At 68.1% G+C, this 16,179-nt stretch carries 10 protein-coding genes and 1 pseudogene; 5 read left to right on the top strand and 6 right to left on the bottom strand.

What is annotated here, in order from left to right:
- The first annotated feature begins 647 nt into the window (after positions 1 to 647).
- Positions 648 to 3,152 carry a DEAD/DEAH box helicase gene (locus BS75_RS43070; RefSeq protein WP_081983170.1) on the top strand — a complete coding sequence of 835 codons (2,505 nt, stop codon included), beginning with the start codon at positions 648 to 650 and terminating at the stop codon, positions 3,150 to 3,152.
- A 159-nt stretch (positions 3,153 to 3,311) separates the two neighbouring features.
- Here BS75_RS43070 and BS75_RS43065 read toward each other — a convergent pair whose 3' ends face one another.
- On the bottom strand, positions 3,312 to 3,605 hold the full coding sequence (locus tag BS75_RS43065; protein WP_152646397.1) for a hypothetical protein: 294 nt from the start codon (positions 3,603 to 3,605) through the stop codon (positions 3,312 to 3,314).
- Between BS75_RS43065 and BS75_RS43060 the strand changes: the two genes are divergently transcribed.
- From BS75_RS43060 to BS75_RS43790, 3 genes are read left to right on the top strand one after another with little or no spacing between them, the layout of a single operon-like run.
- Complete coding sequence (locus tag BS75_RS43060) at positions 3,598 to 4,818, top strand: hypothetical protein (RefSeq protein ID WP_152646398.1); 1,221 nt, start codon at positions 3,598 to 3,600, stop codon at positions 4,816 to 4,818. The genes BS75_RS43065 and BS75_RS43060 overlap by 8 nt on opposite strands.
- 58 nt (positions 4,819 to 4,876) lie before the next feature.
- Positions 4,877 to 5,077, top strand: coding sequence for a hypothetical protein (locus BS75_RS47590; protein ID WP_052070529.1), 201 nt, complete (start codon positions 4,877 to 4,879; stop codon positions 5,075 to 5,077).
- Between the two features lie 15 nt (positions 5,078 to 5,092).
- Positions 5,093 to 6,298 (top strand): hypothetical protein, encoded by a 1,206-nt coding sequence (locus BS75_RS43790; protein ID WP_052070527.1) that lies wholly within the window; start codon positions 5,093 to 5,095, stop codon positions 6,296 to 6,298.
- 40 nt (positions 6,299 to 6,338) lie between these two features.
- Here the strand turns inward: BS75_RS43790 and BS75_RS43050 are convergent, their stop codons facing one another.
- Positions 6,339 to 7,073 (bottom strand): hypothetical protein, encoded by a 735-nt coding sequence (locus tag BS75_RS43050; protein ID WP_231608081.1) that lies wholly within the window; start codon positions 7,071 to 7,073, stop codon positions 6,339 to 6,341.
- 89 nt (positions 7,074 to 7,162) lie between these two features.
- Positions 7,163 to 7,704: pseudogene (locus tag BS75_RS43785) on the bottom strand (HAD domain-containing protein).
- A gap of 240 nt (positions 7,705 to 7,944) precedes the next feature.
- On the opposite strand from BS75_RS43785, the gene BS75_RS43040 reads away from it, so the two are divergent.
- Entirely contained in the window at positions 7,945 to 9,450 is a 1,506-nt protein-coding gene (locus BS75_RS43040) for a restriction endonuclease (RefSeq protein WP_231608080.1), read from the top strand.
- Positions 9,451 to 9,544: 94 nt separating this feature from the next.
- Here the strand turns inward: BS75_RS43040 and BS75_RS47585 are convergent, their stop codons facing one another.
- The 3 genes from BS75_RS47585 to BS75_RS43025 form a co-directional block, all read right to left on the bottom strand.
- On the bottom strand, positions 9,545 to 11,452 hold the full coding sequence (locus BS75_RS47585; RefSeq protein WP_081983168.1) for a GAF domain-containing protein: 1,908 nt from the start codon (positions 11,450 to 11,452) through the stop codon (positions 9,545 to 9,547).
- A 333-nt stretch (positions 11,453 to 11,785) separates the two neighbouring features.
- The gene (locus tag BS75_RS43030) at positions 11,786 to 13,513 is read right to left on the bottom strand and encodes a transposase (RefSeq protein ID WP_197091972.1); all 1,728 of its coding nucleotides are present in this window, start codon (positions 13,511 to 13,513) and stop codon (positions 11,786 to 11,788) included.
- Positions 13,514 to 14,541: 1,028 nt separating this feature from the next.
- On the bottom strand, positions 14,542 to 16,158 hold the full coding sequence (locus BS75_RS43025; RefSeq protein WP_034088895.1) for an IS4 family transposase: 1,617 nt from the start codon (positions 16,156 to 16,158) through the stop codon (positions 14,542 to 14,544).
- Positions 16,159 to 16,179 lie beyond the last annotated feature (21 nt).

Genomic DNA, 16,179 nt, shown 5'->3' with positions numbered 1-16,179 from the left:
CCGGTGGCTCCTTCGCTCGATGGGGTGACGCGAAGTCACGAGTTAGCTGCATCAAAGTTGTGTCGCGGCTAGACTCTGTGATGTGAGAAGGGTTCCAGAGGATTCAAGTGAACCGCAAAATTGTCTGGCTTAAATACCTCTCGAAACTCTTGCGAGTGACGCTGTGGATTGACATAGAAAAGGATGGTAAAGCTAGTGACTTCAGACCAAGGGATCAGCCGTGCCTGGCCTCACTGCACTGGATTGTCTTCTCCGGGGAGCCCGCGCCATACGAGTCAGCGACATCGTTCGCCCCACCGAACCGGCGATCCTGACGGACCTCACGATGCCGGCCGACCCCAACAGGTTGCGCCGGGCCATGGCCGTGAGCTCGGTACCGGACGGCATCTGCATGTGCCTCGGAGACATCAGGTTCGAGTTCCTCGACAGCAACAGGTCCACCGCCGTGCCGGCCGCATTCGGCGGAATCGCACCCCGGATACTCGCCCTGTCCAGCAATCGGGGGGTGACCCCCCTGGAACGCGGCCGGCGCCGGAGGTCAGCCCTTGCACCCGCGCTACTGCCACCGACGGAGCTGGACTCAGTCCAAAGGCCTGCTATCCGCATTTCGGCTGTCGCTTGAATTCCAGGAAAGGAAAATCGTCTTCATGGCGAAGAAATTGCGCCCGCACCAGGAAGAGGCGTGCGACGCAGCAGTACGACTTCTGACGCTCCCGGTGTCCGGTCTCGTGCCGATGACGGGGCTGCGGTGCCAGATCCGGGCGGCGACGGGTTCGGGCAAGTCACTGACGGCCGTTCATGTTGCCAACCGGCTCTACTCCGAGCGCACCCTGGTCCTGGTGCCCTCACTGCCGCTGCTGGAGCAGACGGTGAAGGTCTGGCAGGAGGAAGGCCACGGCGGGCTGATGGTCGGGCTCTGCTCGCTCAAAGCCGGCGAGCAACCTCCGGGAATCCGCTGCACCACCGATCCCGCCGAGCTGGTGGCCTGGACGAAGGGCCCGGGGAAGACCACCGTCTTCGCCACCTATGCCTCACTCGGACTCGGACACCTGGAAGAGGCGCACCGGCGGGGGCTGAAGCCGTTCTCGCTCGCGGTCGTGGACGAGGCGCACCGCGTTAGTGGCCACGCCGCGCGGCCGTGGGCGGCGATCCTCGACAACACCCGTATCCCCTGCGACCGGCGCCTGTTCATGACCGCCACCCCAAGGCTGTGGGCGATCAAGGACAGCGACAGACAGCGCGCCGCGGCGGCCGGGATCGAGGCAGCCGAGCTGATCGCGAGCATGGACGACGAGGCCGTCTTCGGCACCGTGGCCAGCGATTATCCACTCGGAAGGAGTATTTCCGACGGTACGGTAGCCCCCTACCGCATCGTGTGCGTCGACGTGTCCGACCCCGTCCTGCAGGGCCTGGAGCAGCAGGGGGTGGACGAGCGGTCGGTGGAGTACCGCGGAGCCCGGCTAGCAGCCCTGCAGACCGGACTGCTGACCGCCTGCGCGCAGTGGGACCTGAACCGGGTGCTGTCCTTCCACCACCTGGTGGCGGAGGCCCGTGCCATGAGCACCGGCCTGCACGACGTCGCGCGGGCGCTGCGGGAGCTGGAACCCTCGCTGCACCCACGCCCCGAACTCATCGGCACCAGCTGGCTGGAATCCGCCCACACACCCGCCGAACGGCGCGCGGTACTCGGCACCTTCGCCTCCCTGGTCCGCGACGACGGGTGGCGCCTACTGCGCTACATCCTGTCCTCAGTCAAGACCATCTCAGAAGGCGTAGACACGTTCGAATGCGACGGCGTCTACTTCGCGGACGTCCGCGGCAGCATGGTCGACCTGGTCCAGGCCGTCGGACGGGCCCTTCGAATGCAGCCCGGCAGCGGAAAGATCGCCACCATCGTCGTCCCCATCATCTGGGGCGCCGGCGAAACCGGCCGGGAACTACTCACCTCACCGGTGTACGACGGACTCTCGAAAATCCTTCTCGCTCTTCGTGCCCACGACGCCGCAGCCGTTGAGCGCCTCGCGATGCCCCAGTCCGAATCCCGGCCACCCCAGGAACCCAGCGACACCGACCCCGAGGAACGACGCTCCGCCCGCACCGGGGAGCAACTGCTGACCTTCTCCACCCAGCGCGACCCCACCCTGATCGCGGCCTTCGTCCGCACCCGGGCCATGGAGCCCGACCGAGCCGAGTTCCGGCGCGGCTTGGAAGAACTGATCACCTACAAGCAGACGTTCGCCAACGTGAAAATCCCCTACGCCTATGTGGCGCCCTCCGGGCACCGGCTGGGGGTCTGGGTCGCCGACCAGCGCCGCTACGGCGCCGCTGACGTCCTGGACGACGAACGCCGCAACCTGCTGAACGAGCTCGGGTTCGTATGGTCGGCGTTCGACACCGCCTTCACCGACAACCTCACCGCAGTAGCCGGCTACGCCGCCGAGCACGGCCACGCCTGCCCGCCAGGCGAAGCAGTCTGGGGCGGGCGCCCGGTCGGGGTCATCATGAAGAACTTCAGGGCCGCGCAGCGCCGAACCGAAGCGCTGGAACGCCGGGCGGCGGCCGGCGAGCGGGAGCTGGACTGGACTGGGGCGCTGCCCGCCGACCGCAAGGACGCGCTGGACGCCATCGACCCGGCCTGGTGCCCAAGCGGCTGGTCCCTGGAGTGGCAGCGCAGCTTCACCCTCGCCCGGCGCTTCGTCCAGGTCGGCGGGAAGCTGCTGGACGCGGAACCGGGCACCGTCGCCGCCCAGGGCGAAGACCTCGCCGCATGGGCCCGCGTCCAGCAACTCGGATGGAACAAGCTCGGACCGGCGCAGCAGTGGCTCTGCGAGCACGTCCTCGGACTGGAACCGCTGGCACCGGAGGAACGACCCAAGGCGAAGGTCACCCACGCGGAGAAGGAACGCCGGAACCTCGCTGCCGCCGCCCAATACCGGAAGCGGGAAGGAAACCTCGACGTACCCCGCAGCCACAAGGAGCAGCTGCTGCTGAACGACGGTGGCGAGTCCGAATCCGAGAGCAACGACGGAGAGAACCCACAGGTGGTGACCGTGGCGCTAGGGCTATTCATCGCCAACAGCCGCGCCAGGAAGGCCACCATCCCCACCGAACGCGCAAACCGGCTCACCGAACTCGGCATGAGATGGCAGTAACGGCGGTGGGCGCAGCTGGCGGCGGCCGGGGTCAGATGCCCCTCCTTCCAGCAAGCAGCGGACCGCGCCTCGGTGATACCACAAATAAGCCGGCATCCGGTCCCCCGACACGGGTGAGCGCGACCGCTTCCGGGGACTGGCACCGGGCTCCCAGGACCTTCACGACCCATGGCCCGGCCCGTCAGCGGACTCATCGCCGTCGCGCAGCTCCCCGGCGACGGCACGGTCGGCGGAGCTGCCAGGCCATCGCCTGCGGTTGGCCAAGGCGAGCAGAACCGGGACGAGGTACCCCACCACATCCAATCGCTTGTCCTTGTCGGTCAAGAGCACCAGGACCACCAGCGTCACGCAGATGACCGCCGTTACTCCGACAGCCAGAATCGCGAGCGCGCCCGCACCCTGGGAAACATCGGACGTGATTAAAGACCACGTCGATGCCCTGTCCGTGACCACGCAGTCCTCCAATTCACCAGCAGGCTTCCTTCTCCTGCCGCTACTGTGCTTTATCGATGAATGGGGTCCACACATGAATAATCTGCGTGCAGCGGTCGCGGAACGGCTGGGGCAGTCGATCAGCGACGGCATGTGGGACAAGGTCGTCGAACTGAGCTGGGACGGAGACTCGGTCACGCACAAGGACCCCGTCGGCTGGCTCGTCGGCCAGATTAAAGATCTTCTCGCGGCCGCCTCCTCCATGAACGGCCCGGTACGGCGGCACGACGACCGGCTTCAACCACCCGGCGAAGCCGTCGCCGCGCGCATCGACGCACTGTCCACGATCTACGCCGCCTGGGCCGAGCAGAACCACAGCGTCCAGTTCTTCCGCGCCAGCAGACTCGTCGACCGCACGACGGCCGGGTACGTGGCCTTCGCCAAAGGCGAGGGCTCCTACCCGGACTACCGGCTGCTCGAAGCCGACGCGGTCGACGCGTGGATCGGCGAACGGCACAGCGACGCACACGTCCGCGAACTCATCACCCAACGCGCGCCCAACGAGAAAGACCCGACCATCGACCTGTGGTTCATCGCCGGCAACCAGGAACGGATCCTGACGGTCGACGCTCGCCACGTCCTGGGAGAGCTCGCAAAACTCGCCGAGAAACTCGCCGACTGGTACCACTGGCGGCGCTCGGAGGCCACCAACTTCATCCTCGCCGGCCGGACCCCCGAGGTCTTCCTCTACACCGGCTCAGTCCAGCTGCGCTACGGCACAGACAGCGCCACCACCCGGGTCACGATGACCCTGGACCCCACGCTCACCCCTGCCCAGGTCTCCGACATCTACCAGCGCCTCAAAACCCAACTCCACCGCGCCAAGGCACAACACTCCCTTTCCGCCAAGCAGTACACCCTCGCCCGACACATCGGCCCGCACGTCGCCATCAGCATCGACCAGCCCGGCCGGGTCAGGCGCCGAGGCCGGCCACCGGCCACCGGACCGACCGGCCTGGCTCAACTCATCGACCCTCACCCCGGACACACCTGGCACACCCTGCGCCAGAGCTGGAACGAGGTCTACGCCACCGGCGAGCACACCGCCTGGCGCTACGACAGCACCAACACGAGCAACTTCATCCGAGACGCACAACGAGCACTCGTCCACCTGCTCGACCCCGGATGGCGCAACCCGCCCCCACCCCTCCCACCAGCACAAGCCAACCAATGAGCCGTCAGAGCCCGCGCCCCGCCATAAACGGAGCACGGGGGCACAGGACAGGGGGGCCATGAACCAGGTCGGGGCTTTGCGGATCGCACCGCTCCCCTCGGAGACGACGTGGTCGCTGCTGGGGCGGGTCGCCGCCCGCTACGGCATGTCGGCCACCGACCTGCGGACGGCGTGGGAGTGGCGCAACAACCCCCCGCGCTCCCCCGGCACCGGCGGGGTGCGCCCCGACGCCGAGGTGCTGCTCGACCCCGCCGGGTAGGACCTGCTGGCGACCATGTGCCGCACCGACCCCGCCACCCTTCAACGAGCCCTGCCCACCTGGACCAACGCGGCCCTGTTCAGCGCCCCGGTCACTGAAGGCCGCCCACAGGGCCGCTGGCAGTCCGGAGCAGCGGCCCACGGCCCCGTCGCCTACGCGTGCCGGCTGTGCACCGCCCGGCGCACCGGACAGCAGGTCGTCGCCATGCGCTACCGCCAGGGGTGGCAGCGCATCTGCCGGCGCCACCGGCGCTGGACCCTGGGTGCAGGCGAGGGCCACGGTCTGGAACACCTCGACCTGAGCGGCTGCCCGGAGATCGTGGCGGCGCAGCGCCGGTGGCCGGTCGTGGTCCGGCGGGCCGCAGCGGACGGGGTGGCGCCGGGGGCGGTGTTCGCGGTCGCGCGGGCGGTGGTGTGCCAGTGGTGGGAGCTGGCCCTGGAGTGGAAGGCCGAGCGGGTCTGGCCCGCCCGGCTGCACCGGCTGGCCGGAGGCGACGCCGGCGAAAGGTTCTGGTGGTGGCGCTCGGTCGCCCGCGAGGCGGCGATCTTCCCCGAGGTCATGGCCCTGGCCCAGGCCCTGCTCGACCCGGCCGTCGCGGACATGGTCTGGCAGGACAGCGGCGCCGAGAGCGTCCAGCGCTTCCCGCCCGACGGACAGTTCGGCCAGGAACTCGGACGCAGGCTCGGCCGCCCCTGGCTCGGAGCGGCCGGCGCGATCCCCGACAGCAGTGCCCTGAACGCCTGGTGGGGCGCCCTGGTACGCAGGCGCCGCAGCACGGGACAACCTGGCGACTGGGGACAGGACCCCTGGTGGATCAAACGCGACGACCAACCCGCCTCCACCGCGGCACAGCTGCGGACCCTGGCTCAGCGCACCGACGGCACCATCGCCTGGCGCGCCACCGTCCCCCGGCCAGAACGCAGCTGGATCAACGACAGGATCCGCGATGCCACCGAACTCCTGGCCGCCCTCGACGTCCACGACACCGCGCCCCTGGCCACCGCCACCCAGGACCTGATCAACACCCTCAACCAGACCATCGCCACCCTCGACCAAGCAGTCACCGCTGTCGCCAGCGCCGCCCACACCGCCGGCATCCCCCTCGACCACCTCGCCACCTGGACCCACATCCCCGCCGAAGACCTCCAACACGACATCGCCAACCACCAAACCGACATCGCAGACCAGTACGGCCACCGACATAGCGCACCGCACGCCTAGGGGCCAGCAGCACCTGCCCGGTCCGGCCAGAGCAGCCCAGTCAGACCCGCTCGCTGTCCGCTTCCCCCGGGGGTGCCAAGCCCTCGACGAACAGGGCCAGGCACTGGAATTCTCCCCCGGTCCCTGGCTGCTGGGAGTACGGCCGCCAGCGCAAGGGGTAGGTGCCGCGCAGGACGCGGGTGTTGGGGGCGTAGTCACCCCCGCCCCACAGCAGCGTCCCGCTCAGTTCGCCGCCTTCGTGCAGACGGAACTCATGATCCCGGGACTGCTTCGCCAGCGGCTTCGGCACCCGCCACAAGGCCGGCTCGTTGCTGATCATCAGCGCCAGGCCGTTCTGGTCCGGCCGGTCGCAGAACCTCTCCAGTCTGGCGATGTCGAACACGAAGTCCCGACGGGCCTCGTCGGAGACACCGTGCGACTTCAAGGCGTACCGCTCCTCCGTCGGGGCAGCACCCACGATGCCGTTCCAGGCACGCTTGACGTACTTGAACTCCACCGCCGTACGCCCCAACGGACCAAGACACAGCAGGTCCAGATGCTCGACACCCTTCGAGACGGTCTGCCGCACCTCCAGACGACACTCCACCTCCGGCGCCAACCCCCACAGCACCCGCGCGAACGCATGCTGCAGATCCGCCTCCGAATGAAACACCGGCCGCACACGCGCCAGCACCGCCAATACATCCGACAGCTCCACCTGACCGGCTATCAGGTCAGTGGCAGAACCAGACATGCAGATGCCGACCGATTCCTCGGGCGGGTTCTCAGTAGCCATGGAAGCCTCCAGCAGAGCGATAGGGGTTCAAGACGATGAGGCCCTGGGCCCGGCCGCGGTCCGGGACGGAGCCGGTGCTCCCGAGTTCCTCATCGCGTCGGTGGCGTGGGACGGGCCGCGCGCAGCCAGCACTCGACAGCGGCGAAGTCCGCACCGGTCAGGCCCGCAGCGGCGTCGACCCGGTGCAGCAGGGCCGGCCCTGGATGGTGCGCGGCCATCCACCGCCGGTCAGCACCGGTGATCTCGTCGTCCAGCCAGACAAACGGCGCCCTCCCGCCCAGGCGAGCAGGCCGCGCGTCTTCCAGTGCAGCCCGTCACGCCCCTCGTCCTGATCCGGCTCCGGCCACAGCACGACCGGCAGGCGCGGCAGGCCCAGACGCGGTGCCACGCACTCGTTCGCCTCCTCCATCCAGGTCGTGGCCCACACCAGCTCGCATCCCAGCGCGACCAGCCGGAGCCCCAGGCCCGGATCAAGCCTGGACAGCAGAGGATTCGTCCCGACCGCCCCCAGCTCTGGCGCATCCGGGAAGGTCGGGTAGCCGCCCGGCAGCTGACGGGGCGTCGCACCGAACGGGATCAACGGACCGTCCACATCGAGGAAGAGCAGCGGACGCCACGCAGAATCGGTCACCGCCGCACCATAGCCCAGGGCGGCAGGCTTCCGACTCCGGCAACCGGCTTGTGCGGAAGGGCGGAGCAGCCGGGCGCGGGGCCGTCGATCGAATCGCTCACCGGCGGGCCGGACCGAGTGAGCAGCGGGGATTGTTGATCTTCGTGGTTGGGCATCGCTTCACCGGCAGTAGTGCCGCTGACGGCCGGGCTGAAGGGGCGCTGTCGCGGGGAAGGCAGGTTCGGGCCAGGGGAGGGCCAGATGACACGCCAGAGGTCGATGGCGCAGCAGTTACTCGACGCCTATCAGGCGAAGCAGAGGGCGAAGGCCGCCGCTTTGAAGAAGGAGGCGGCGGAACGCGAACGGCTGGCCAAGAAGGCCGAGCAGGAACGGTTGCGGCGCGAGCGGCAGGAAGCCGCGCGTTTGGACAAGGAGCGGGCGCGGCTGCTGTCGGTCGGGGAACGGGAACTAGCTAAGCAGGAACGTGAGGCCGCGCGGGTGGAGCGGGAACTGGCGCAACGGCTCGCGGCGCGTAAGCGCACGGCCGAGCAGCAGGAACGCGAGCGGGTGCGTGCCGAGCAGGAGCGCGAACGCCAGCGACAAGCGGCCGAGGTGCAGAGCTTGAAGGACGAGGCGGCCCAGCGCACCGACGCCGTCCAGTCCTTCGTGCAGGAGTTGGAGTCTGTTCTGCTGGACCGGCCCGGCGACCTGGGCGACTACCGGCGCAAGGCCGAGGAGCGCCTGCTGCAGGACGGCCCGCAGGCCTTCGCCGAAGCAGTCCAGAAGCTGCTGCTCCACTCGCCGCTGCCGCCGGGATGCCGGCCCGCGGTCCGGGCCGCCTACGCGCCCGAGGCCAAGCAACTCCTCCTGGAGGTCGACCTGCCCGGGCAGGGCATCATCCCGCAGGCGGCGGGGTACCGGTTTGTCGCCCAACGCCGCGAGGTCGTGCCCCAGCCCCGCAAGGACGGCGAGACCAGGGACCTCTACCGGCGCCTGGTCGCGCGCCTGGCCCTGCACGCCATCGAGGAGGGCTTCGCGGTCACCAGCCCCGAGCTGGTGGAAACCGTGCTCTTCAACGGGCACGCGGACGCCAAGGACCGCGCCACCGGGCGCCCGGTGCGCCCCTGCCTGGCCAGCGTCGTGGCCGAGCGCGAGGCCTTCGCCGAACTCGACCTCGGCGAGCGCGAGCTGGACCCCGCGCTGTGCCTGCGCCATCTGAACGCCATCGTCTCCCCCCACCCCTACGACCTCGAGGCAGTGGCCCCCGTCGCGGAGTTCGACCTGACCAAGTACCGCTTCGTGGAGGAGGTCGACATCGTCTCCGGCCTCGACAGCCGACCGGACCTGGTGAAGATGGACCCGTACGCGTTCGAGCACCTGGTCCGCCAGCTCTTCGAGGCCGTCGGACTGGAGGCATGGACCACCCAGGCCAGCCGCGACGACGGCGTCGACGCCGTCGCCATCAACCGCGACCCCCTGACCGGGGGTCTGTGCGTCATCCAGGCCAAGCGATACAAGGACGCCGTACCCGCCGACGCCGTCCGCGCACTGGCCGGCGTCATGGCCGACAAGGCCGCGGCCAAGGGCATCCTGGTCACCACCGCCTGGTTCGGCAAATCCAGCCTCGACTTCGCCCAACGCACCGGACGCATGCAACTCATCGACGGACGCGGCCTCAAAGCCCTCCTCAAGGAGCACCTCGGCATCGACGCCCTCATCGGCCTGCCGAAAATCCCCCGCGGCTGGCACCCACAAGACATCCAATAACACCACCACACCGGCCGGCAGCCGGATGAGCTCAGCCTGGTCGACAGGCATGCGGCTGCAGGCATGCCCTGCAGTCCGCTCTGAATCGGACGGCCTACTGCGTTCCGCTTGGTCCATGGGGCCGGTTCTTCGGCTCGATGTCGTCCACATGCGTGAGCAGGAAGTGCGGCCCCTTGGCGGTGGCGTCCACCACCATGGAGGTTCGAAGATTTACCCACAGGTAACTACCGCTCTGGTGTTCGAGTCGCACTTCGGCGCGTCCACCAACGGCCAAGGTTCGCTCAACCAAAGGGCGATCCTCCGGATGGGCCAGCGACACTAGAGACAGGCGCCGAAGCCCAGCGCTGGAGCGGCCGAGAAGCCGGCAGAATGCGTCGTTGACCTGACTCATTCGCCCATCGGTACGTCCGTGCTCGCTGTTTTGATCCGTAATGACCACTCCACTTGGAGCGAACTCAAACGCCGAGCGGAAGCCCTCCTCGCTGGCCTCTATCGCTGCCCGCTCTCGCTGCATACGGACCAGTGAACGCTGCAGCTCAGCGCGTAGCCGTGCGTTGCCGATGGCGATCGATGCCTGTTGACAGAACATCTCCAGGGCCTCTCGTGCCGAGGAACTCGGGCGAAGACCGTTTCGAGGCCGATCTACACAGAGCACCCCTAGCAGTTCGCCCCCGAGGCTGTACATCGGGGCAAGAAGCATGTCCTCGGGATCCCACGGAACCTGCTGCTCCTGCGTAGTTGCTGCTGTCACCGGCCTCTCAGGGACCGGGCCGTGCACAGCGCCGCTGCGCTGGTGGTCGATGAAGATCAATTCCCCCCACCGCTCGCCTGCGGCCATCAATCGCCGCCAGGACTCGTCGGAGCCGACTTGTCCCAGAAGCTTCTCAACCTCACCATCGACGCCGCTGCTGTCGTCGTCGGAGACCGCCCAGACCGCGGCGACCACAAGGTCGCCGTCTGGACGCACCAGGTGGACGGCAGCCGAGTCGAAGCCGAGGTTCACCACCGCGCCCTCGACTACAGCCTGGAGCGTGCCTCCGAGGCTGCGTGCGGAGTTGATGTCGGCGATCCCTCTGTTGAGAGTCCGCATCTCATTCGTCGGTTGGCGTGGTTGGCCACCCTCGGCGGCTGCCCGCCAATCCTCAGAGCCCGCGTCGGAGCCCTCGGTGCCAGCAGAGTTATCCCACCGAAAGTCGCTGCTCAGCGGGTTGTCTTGATCTGTCTCGTGGTTGCCTCGGACGCCGCTCTCCGGACCGGACGGTCCATTGGTTTGGACCGTCCGGTCATCAAGGTCGAGATCTTCGCGGGCCTCCCGAGTGAGTTGCTCGCTTTGCTCGTTGACCGTCCGGGCCTTCGCCAACGCCTGCGCCACATCACGCAAGAACAGCTCTTCGCTATCGGCGGCCTCTGGCGTGGGGGCCGGGAGGTGATCGTTGCTGGTGCCCGGCGCGCTTTCGGCACCGTTGCGGAGAAGGTCCAGATCGTGCTGAAGCGCCTCGGCCCGACGCTGTGCGACATCCCTGAGCTGCAGTGCCTCACGTCGCTCCGTTTCGGCGCGTGCTCTCTCCTCCTCGGCCTGCCGCAGCTGGTCCTGTGCTGTTCGGAGCTTGAGCAAGACGCGGGTATTTGCCTCCGGGTAGGGGTCTTCGTCGACGACGAGACTGTCAGCACGTCGCTGCAGGTCAGAGATATTGACCTGCAGCTGGTTGATCATCTGAACCAGGAGCAGCACAAGCTGGGTGCTGTTACTCAGAGCCTGATCGCTGCGGGTCTTCGCCTCCAAGGCACGGAGTAATTGGCCCTGGGCTTCGATGGTGTATTGCTGATTCCGGACCAATTGTGCCTGGCCAGAGCCGTCGCCGCTGAGGTCTTGGGGCCCGGAGAGCGGTGCAGCCGTGTGACTGCGGACGCAGGCCCACAGCTCCCTCGCCTGTACCAGCCGCGGCGCGGCAGTGGCATGGTCTTGGGAGCAGACATCGACCACGGCTTCGGTGAACTCCATGTCCAAAGCCCGGCCTGAGAGACGGGCAGCCACGGTCGCCCTGCTAGGGATAGGTCCAGCGAAGTGATCTTGTGTGAAACCGGCGATCAGCCCGTCCAGGGTCAGTTCGGCTTCGTCTACCCATGCGCGCAGCTGCGACGCCAGATCGTTGAGCTCCTGGTTGCGACCCCGTAGAGGACCCCATGGCCGACCGCCGACTCCGCCCGCTCTGAGTGTGCTCAACTCTCACCCTTTCTTGCAGCCTGCGCCCCCAGACAAGCAGGGGTTGTCTCACCTTGTCTGCCGGACGACAAGACGAACTGGATCGGACCATGACTCTGCTGCGCTATTCGGTTATGCGGTGAGTCGGTAGCTGAGGTGGGTGAGTCTGCTGGCGCGTGACAGTGCAGGTGGGGTTCCTTCGGTGCTCCAGTGGGCGTCGAGGCGGATGACGTTGAGTGCGGCGGCGGAGAAGGCGTGCTGGAGACGGACCTTGGGCAGGCCGCGGTAACGGGCCCGGCGGATTCCGGTGACGTCCAGGGCCTGGTTGATGGTGCCCTCGATCCCGGCGCGCAGGGCGTACTTGGCTTGCCAGGTATCGGTCTTCTGCTCGGTGCGGGCGGCGGTCAGTGCCTGGTGGAGCTCGCGGGGCTGGAGCGTGAGCATGCGGGTGCCGCGTCGCGAGGCGGTGCACTGCTCGCGTGCGGGGCAGGGCCGGCAGTCGCTGCGGGCGAAGTCGACGACGATCGCGTCGTGGCCGTGCTGCCGGACCGGGTACCAGCCGCTGCTTGTCCTGCCTTCGGGGCAGCGGACCTGGCGGGCCTTCCAGTCGATGCGGAAGGCGTCCTTGGCGTAGCCGGTGTCGGCCCTGGCCTGGGGCGAGGTGTCGGGCCGGAGCGGGGTGACCATGGTGATGCCCTGCTCGGAGGCGGCCCGGACCAGCGCGGCGGAAGGGTATCCGGCGTCAAGGTAGTGCTCGCCCGGTGCCAGGCCCCGCGTCGCCAGGTTCTCCTGGACCGGCGCGGTGGCGTTCACGTCCGGCACGGTCGCGTCGGTGGTGTACACATCCGTGATCAGCCGCACCGGCAGACGCCCGGGCGACGGCTCACCACCGGCTTCGGCTTCGGCTTCGGCTTCGGCTTCGGCTTCGGCTTCGGCTTCGGCTTCGGCTTCGGCTTCGGCTTCGGCTTCGGCTTCGGCTTCGGCTTCGGCTTCGGGAGGAGCATCGCAGCTCTCTGTCAGATGGATCTTGTATCCGCACCAGAACAGGTCCTCGCCTTTCGCCGCCCAGCGCGCGTCCGGGTCGTACGGAGAGGCGAGGCGCGTATGGCCGGGCGGGACGCCGTCACTGTCGGCCTCCCGCTTGCGGATCACCTCCCGTCCCCGGGTGTCGGTGGCAACCAGGTACGTTTGCACCGTGATCCGCCGCAGCAGCGCAACGGGCTCCAGGGTCCGCAGCACCGGAGGGGCTGTCGGTGCCCACACCGCCCGCAGCAGGGCGACGGCGTCCTGCCCGAACACCGTGGCCAGCCGTTCCCGCTTGACCTGGGAGGAAGGTATCTTCCAACCGTTCACCCGCTCGCCGTAGCGCAGCGCGAGCTCGGGCACGTTCACTGCCTGGGCCAGCCAGGCCGGAGCGACCACCGCCAGCGCTTCCAGCGCCGCGCGCACCGATTCCCCAGCCAGCTCGAGGCGGTTCAGGTCACGCACCGCGCTGATCACGTGCGTGGAGTCCGTGCGCTGCTTGCCCCCGGCCCCGACCAGGCCCTGCCCGCGGCACCAGTCCAGCAGCCGGTCGAAGACCACACGCTCCATCCCGTGCTCGACCAGCCGCGCCCGGAACCGGGCCAGCACACTGTCATCGAAGCCGGTCGCGCCCAGCTCCATCCCCATCGCGTACTTCCAGTCGATCGCGCGAACCGCCATCGCCGCCGCCTGCCGATCCGTCAGGTCCTCGGCGAACTGCAACACCGTGACCAGCGACAACAAGGCCGGCGACAGCCCCGGGGCACCCCGGACCCCGAACGCACCCGCGAACGGCTCGTCCGCGAAGACCTCACCAAGCCTGTCCCGCACGCTCATCGCCAGCGACCCCTGCGGAAACGCCGACCGTGCCACCCGGACCGTATCCGCCGGAATCTCCGGCAAGCCCCTAACCTGCAACGACATCGCACCACCCCCTGCGACCCCACGACAGGACAGTGGCCGCAGAAGCGATCATCCCCTCAACCATCATGCTCATGCAGCGAATTGCGCAGCAGAGTCGACCATCACAGCAAAGACACCGTGGAGCTGCCGCCGATTCGCAAAAGTCCCGACGGCAGGCCCGTCGACAGCTATGAGACCGCCGTTGGCGGACCCTGGACAGGCCACCCAACGAGAGGAACCTCATGGTCCATCGAAAGGCTGTTCACCGGCCTGGTGTCGGCGACTTGCTGGCATTTCTCGGAGTCCTGACCACAGGCGTCGTACTCATCTGCATCGGACACGTGCCCCCACAAGCACTCGCCGCGGTTTCCGTTGGCCTGGGAAGCTTGTACGCCGCTTGGACTCAACGGGTTCAACCCGGTCAAGACGAATCCGGCGAAGAGCTCCAGAAGCAACAGGAGTGAGCCAAGCCCGGTGGTTGTCAACGGCCTTGAAGGGGGTCCCCGGAGGCGGCCAGGGGTTCGCCCCGCTGGTGGGAAGTCCCACGGCCGTTGCTCCCGGGGAGGCATGAGAAGCCGTTGCTCTATCGATCATGGTGAGCATGGGTTCGAGTGGCTGCACTCGGTCGGCTGATCCTTTGCCGTGGTGTGCATAAAGACAGGGCCTCCTGCGCAGCTCAGGGTTGTTGACGCCCTTCGAGCACACAGGAGGCCCTGTGCTGCAGTCTGCCGATTCCACGCTGGCGAAGTCCAACTCGGCTGCTCCAACGTGTGATTGCCTCGCGCACCGGTTCGGGAACGCCGGGGATCATCCGCACAGGAGGCCGAGGTATCCCTCCGACATGACCGACGCGGAGTGGGCGGTGGTGCGCGACGCCATGCCGGTGCCGCCATGGCTGGAGGGCCGGGGCGGACAGCCGGAGGGCTACTGCCACCGGCAGATGATCGACCAATGCCACGAAGTTAAGGCTTCGGTGGTGGCGTCAAGGTGTCAGGAAGGGTGATCTTGTACGTGTTCGGCGCGGTGCGGATGAGCCGGCCGTTGCGGGCCCAGTAGCAGAGTTGTGCGGTGAAGCCCTTGAGTCGGTGTCCTGTGGTCGCGAGGCCGAGGCGCTGTGCGATGTCGCGGGTGTGCATGGCTTGGTTGGCGTTCGCGGCCAGGATTTGGCAGACCTGGCCCCAGCGTCCGGAGAGGGTCGGGCTCAAGTCCTGCGCGCTTGGCAGGGTGGGTGGGTGCACGGTGATCTCGATAGCAGTGATCCGGGTGCTGTCGCGTGGGCGTCCGTCGCGGTTCCAGACGGCGTATCGGGAGGTTCCGCACTTGACGATGCGGGCGGACAGCCGCATCCGGCGTTTGGGAAGCAGTGCGCGCAGGACATGAGCGCCGATGTATCCGACCAGGTCGGGGCGGCTGCCGGGGCCTGCGGCCGCGGTCGTCCCGACGAGGCTGACGATCGTGTCGCGGGCGGCCTCCAGGGCGACGGTGAAGCCGGCCCGGTCGGGATCGCAGCCGGGCATCGTCTCCACTGCGGTCACCATCACCGAGCGCAGGGCCTGATAGAGGGTGAGTAGTCCCCACATCTCCTGGCTGAGGCCCACCGGGTCCTTCGACCGCAGAACCCGGCCCTTGAGCAGGGTATGACGTAGCGCCAGGTAGGTGATCTCGATCTCCCAGCGTTCGTGGTAGAGACGCACCAGGTGGTCGGCTGGATCGGTGCGGTGGTCTTTGAGCGTGGTCAGCAGGCGGTAGGTCCCGCCGAAGTCGCCGCTGTCGGCAGTCCGGGATCGGATCTCGGCTTCGATCACCCGCAGCCTGAGACCACCGATCCGGGTGAGATAGGAACCGTCGGGCAGCAGCGCCAGTACCGGTGGTCGCCGGGTGCTGGTCGCGCGAATCAGGAACTCCGCTCCCTGAGCCGTGATATCAGCGAGCAGTTCGTTGCTGTCGAAGGCGCGGTCCGCGAGCAAGAGCATGTCCGTGGTCAGGTGGCCGACGAGGTCGTGGGCGTAGTCGGTCTCGCCTTTCGAGGCGGAGCCGAAGACGGCGGCGATCAGGCCTCGAGTGCCGGTTTCGCACAGGGTCATGAGCATCAGCCGGGGGTAGCCCGCTGGGCCGTGGCGGCGCTGGGTGCGGCCGAGCCAGGACCGGTTGCGCTCGTGGTCGGGGACGTTCAGGCTTCCGCATCCGTCGAAGGCGACCGTGCGCCATCGGCGGTATCGCACTCCAGGCGTGGACGGCTGGGCCAGCGGGCCGGCCAGGACGTCGAACAGCCGCTTGAGCGGAGCCACGCCGACCCGCCGGCGCAGATCACGAAGCGCCTTCTCAGAGGGATGCGGCGTCCGGGCGTCCAGTCCGGACGTGAGTTTGCCCCACACCAGTCCGGTGCCCAGATGCTCGAACAGCCCAAGCGCGAGCACCAGGTACACCCCGACACGAGACGGGAGGCTCCGCAGCCGATGCTCGCGAGCCCCCGTCTCGTCCAGTACCGCGTCCACCAACTCGGGTGGGATGACCTGCGTCAACTCACCGATATGACCAGGCGCGAACACGTCGGTCCCGCCCGTGACAGACTTGGCCACTGGGCCTCTGCTCTCTTTGGA

The organism is Streptacidiphilus albus JL83, assembly GCF_000744705.1.
Lineage (GTDB): Bacteria > Actinomycetota > Actinomycetes > Streptomycetales > Streptomycetaceae > Streptacidiphilus > Streptacidiphilus albus.
The sequence above is the reverse complement of the archived record's forward strand: the minus strand, read 5'-3'. Positions and strand labels throughout refer to the sequence as shown.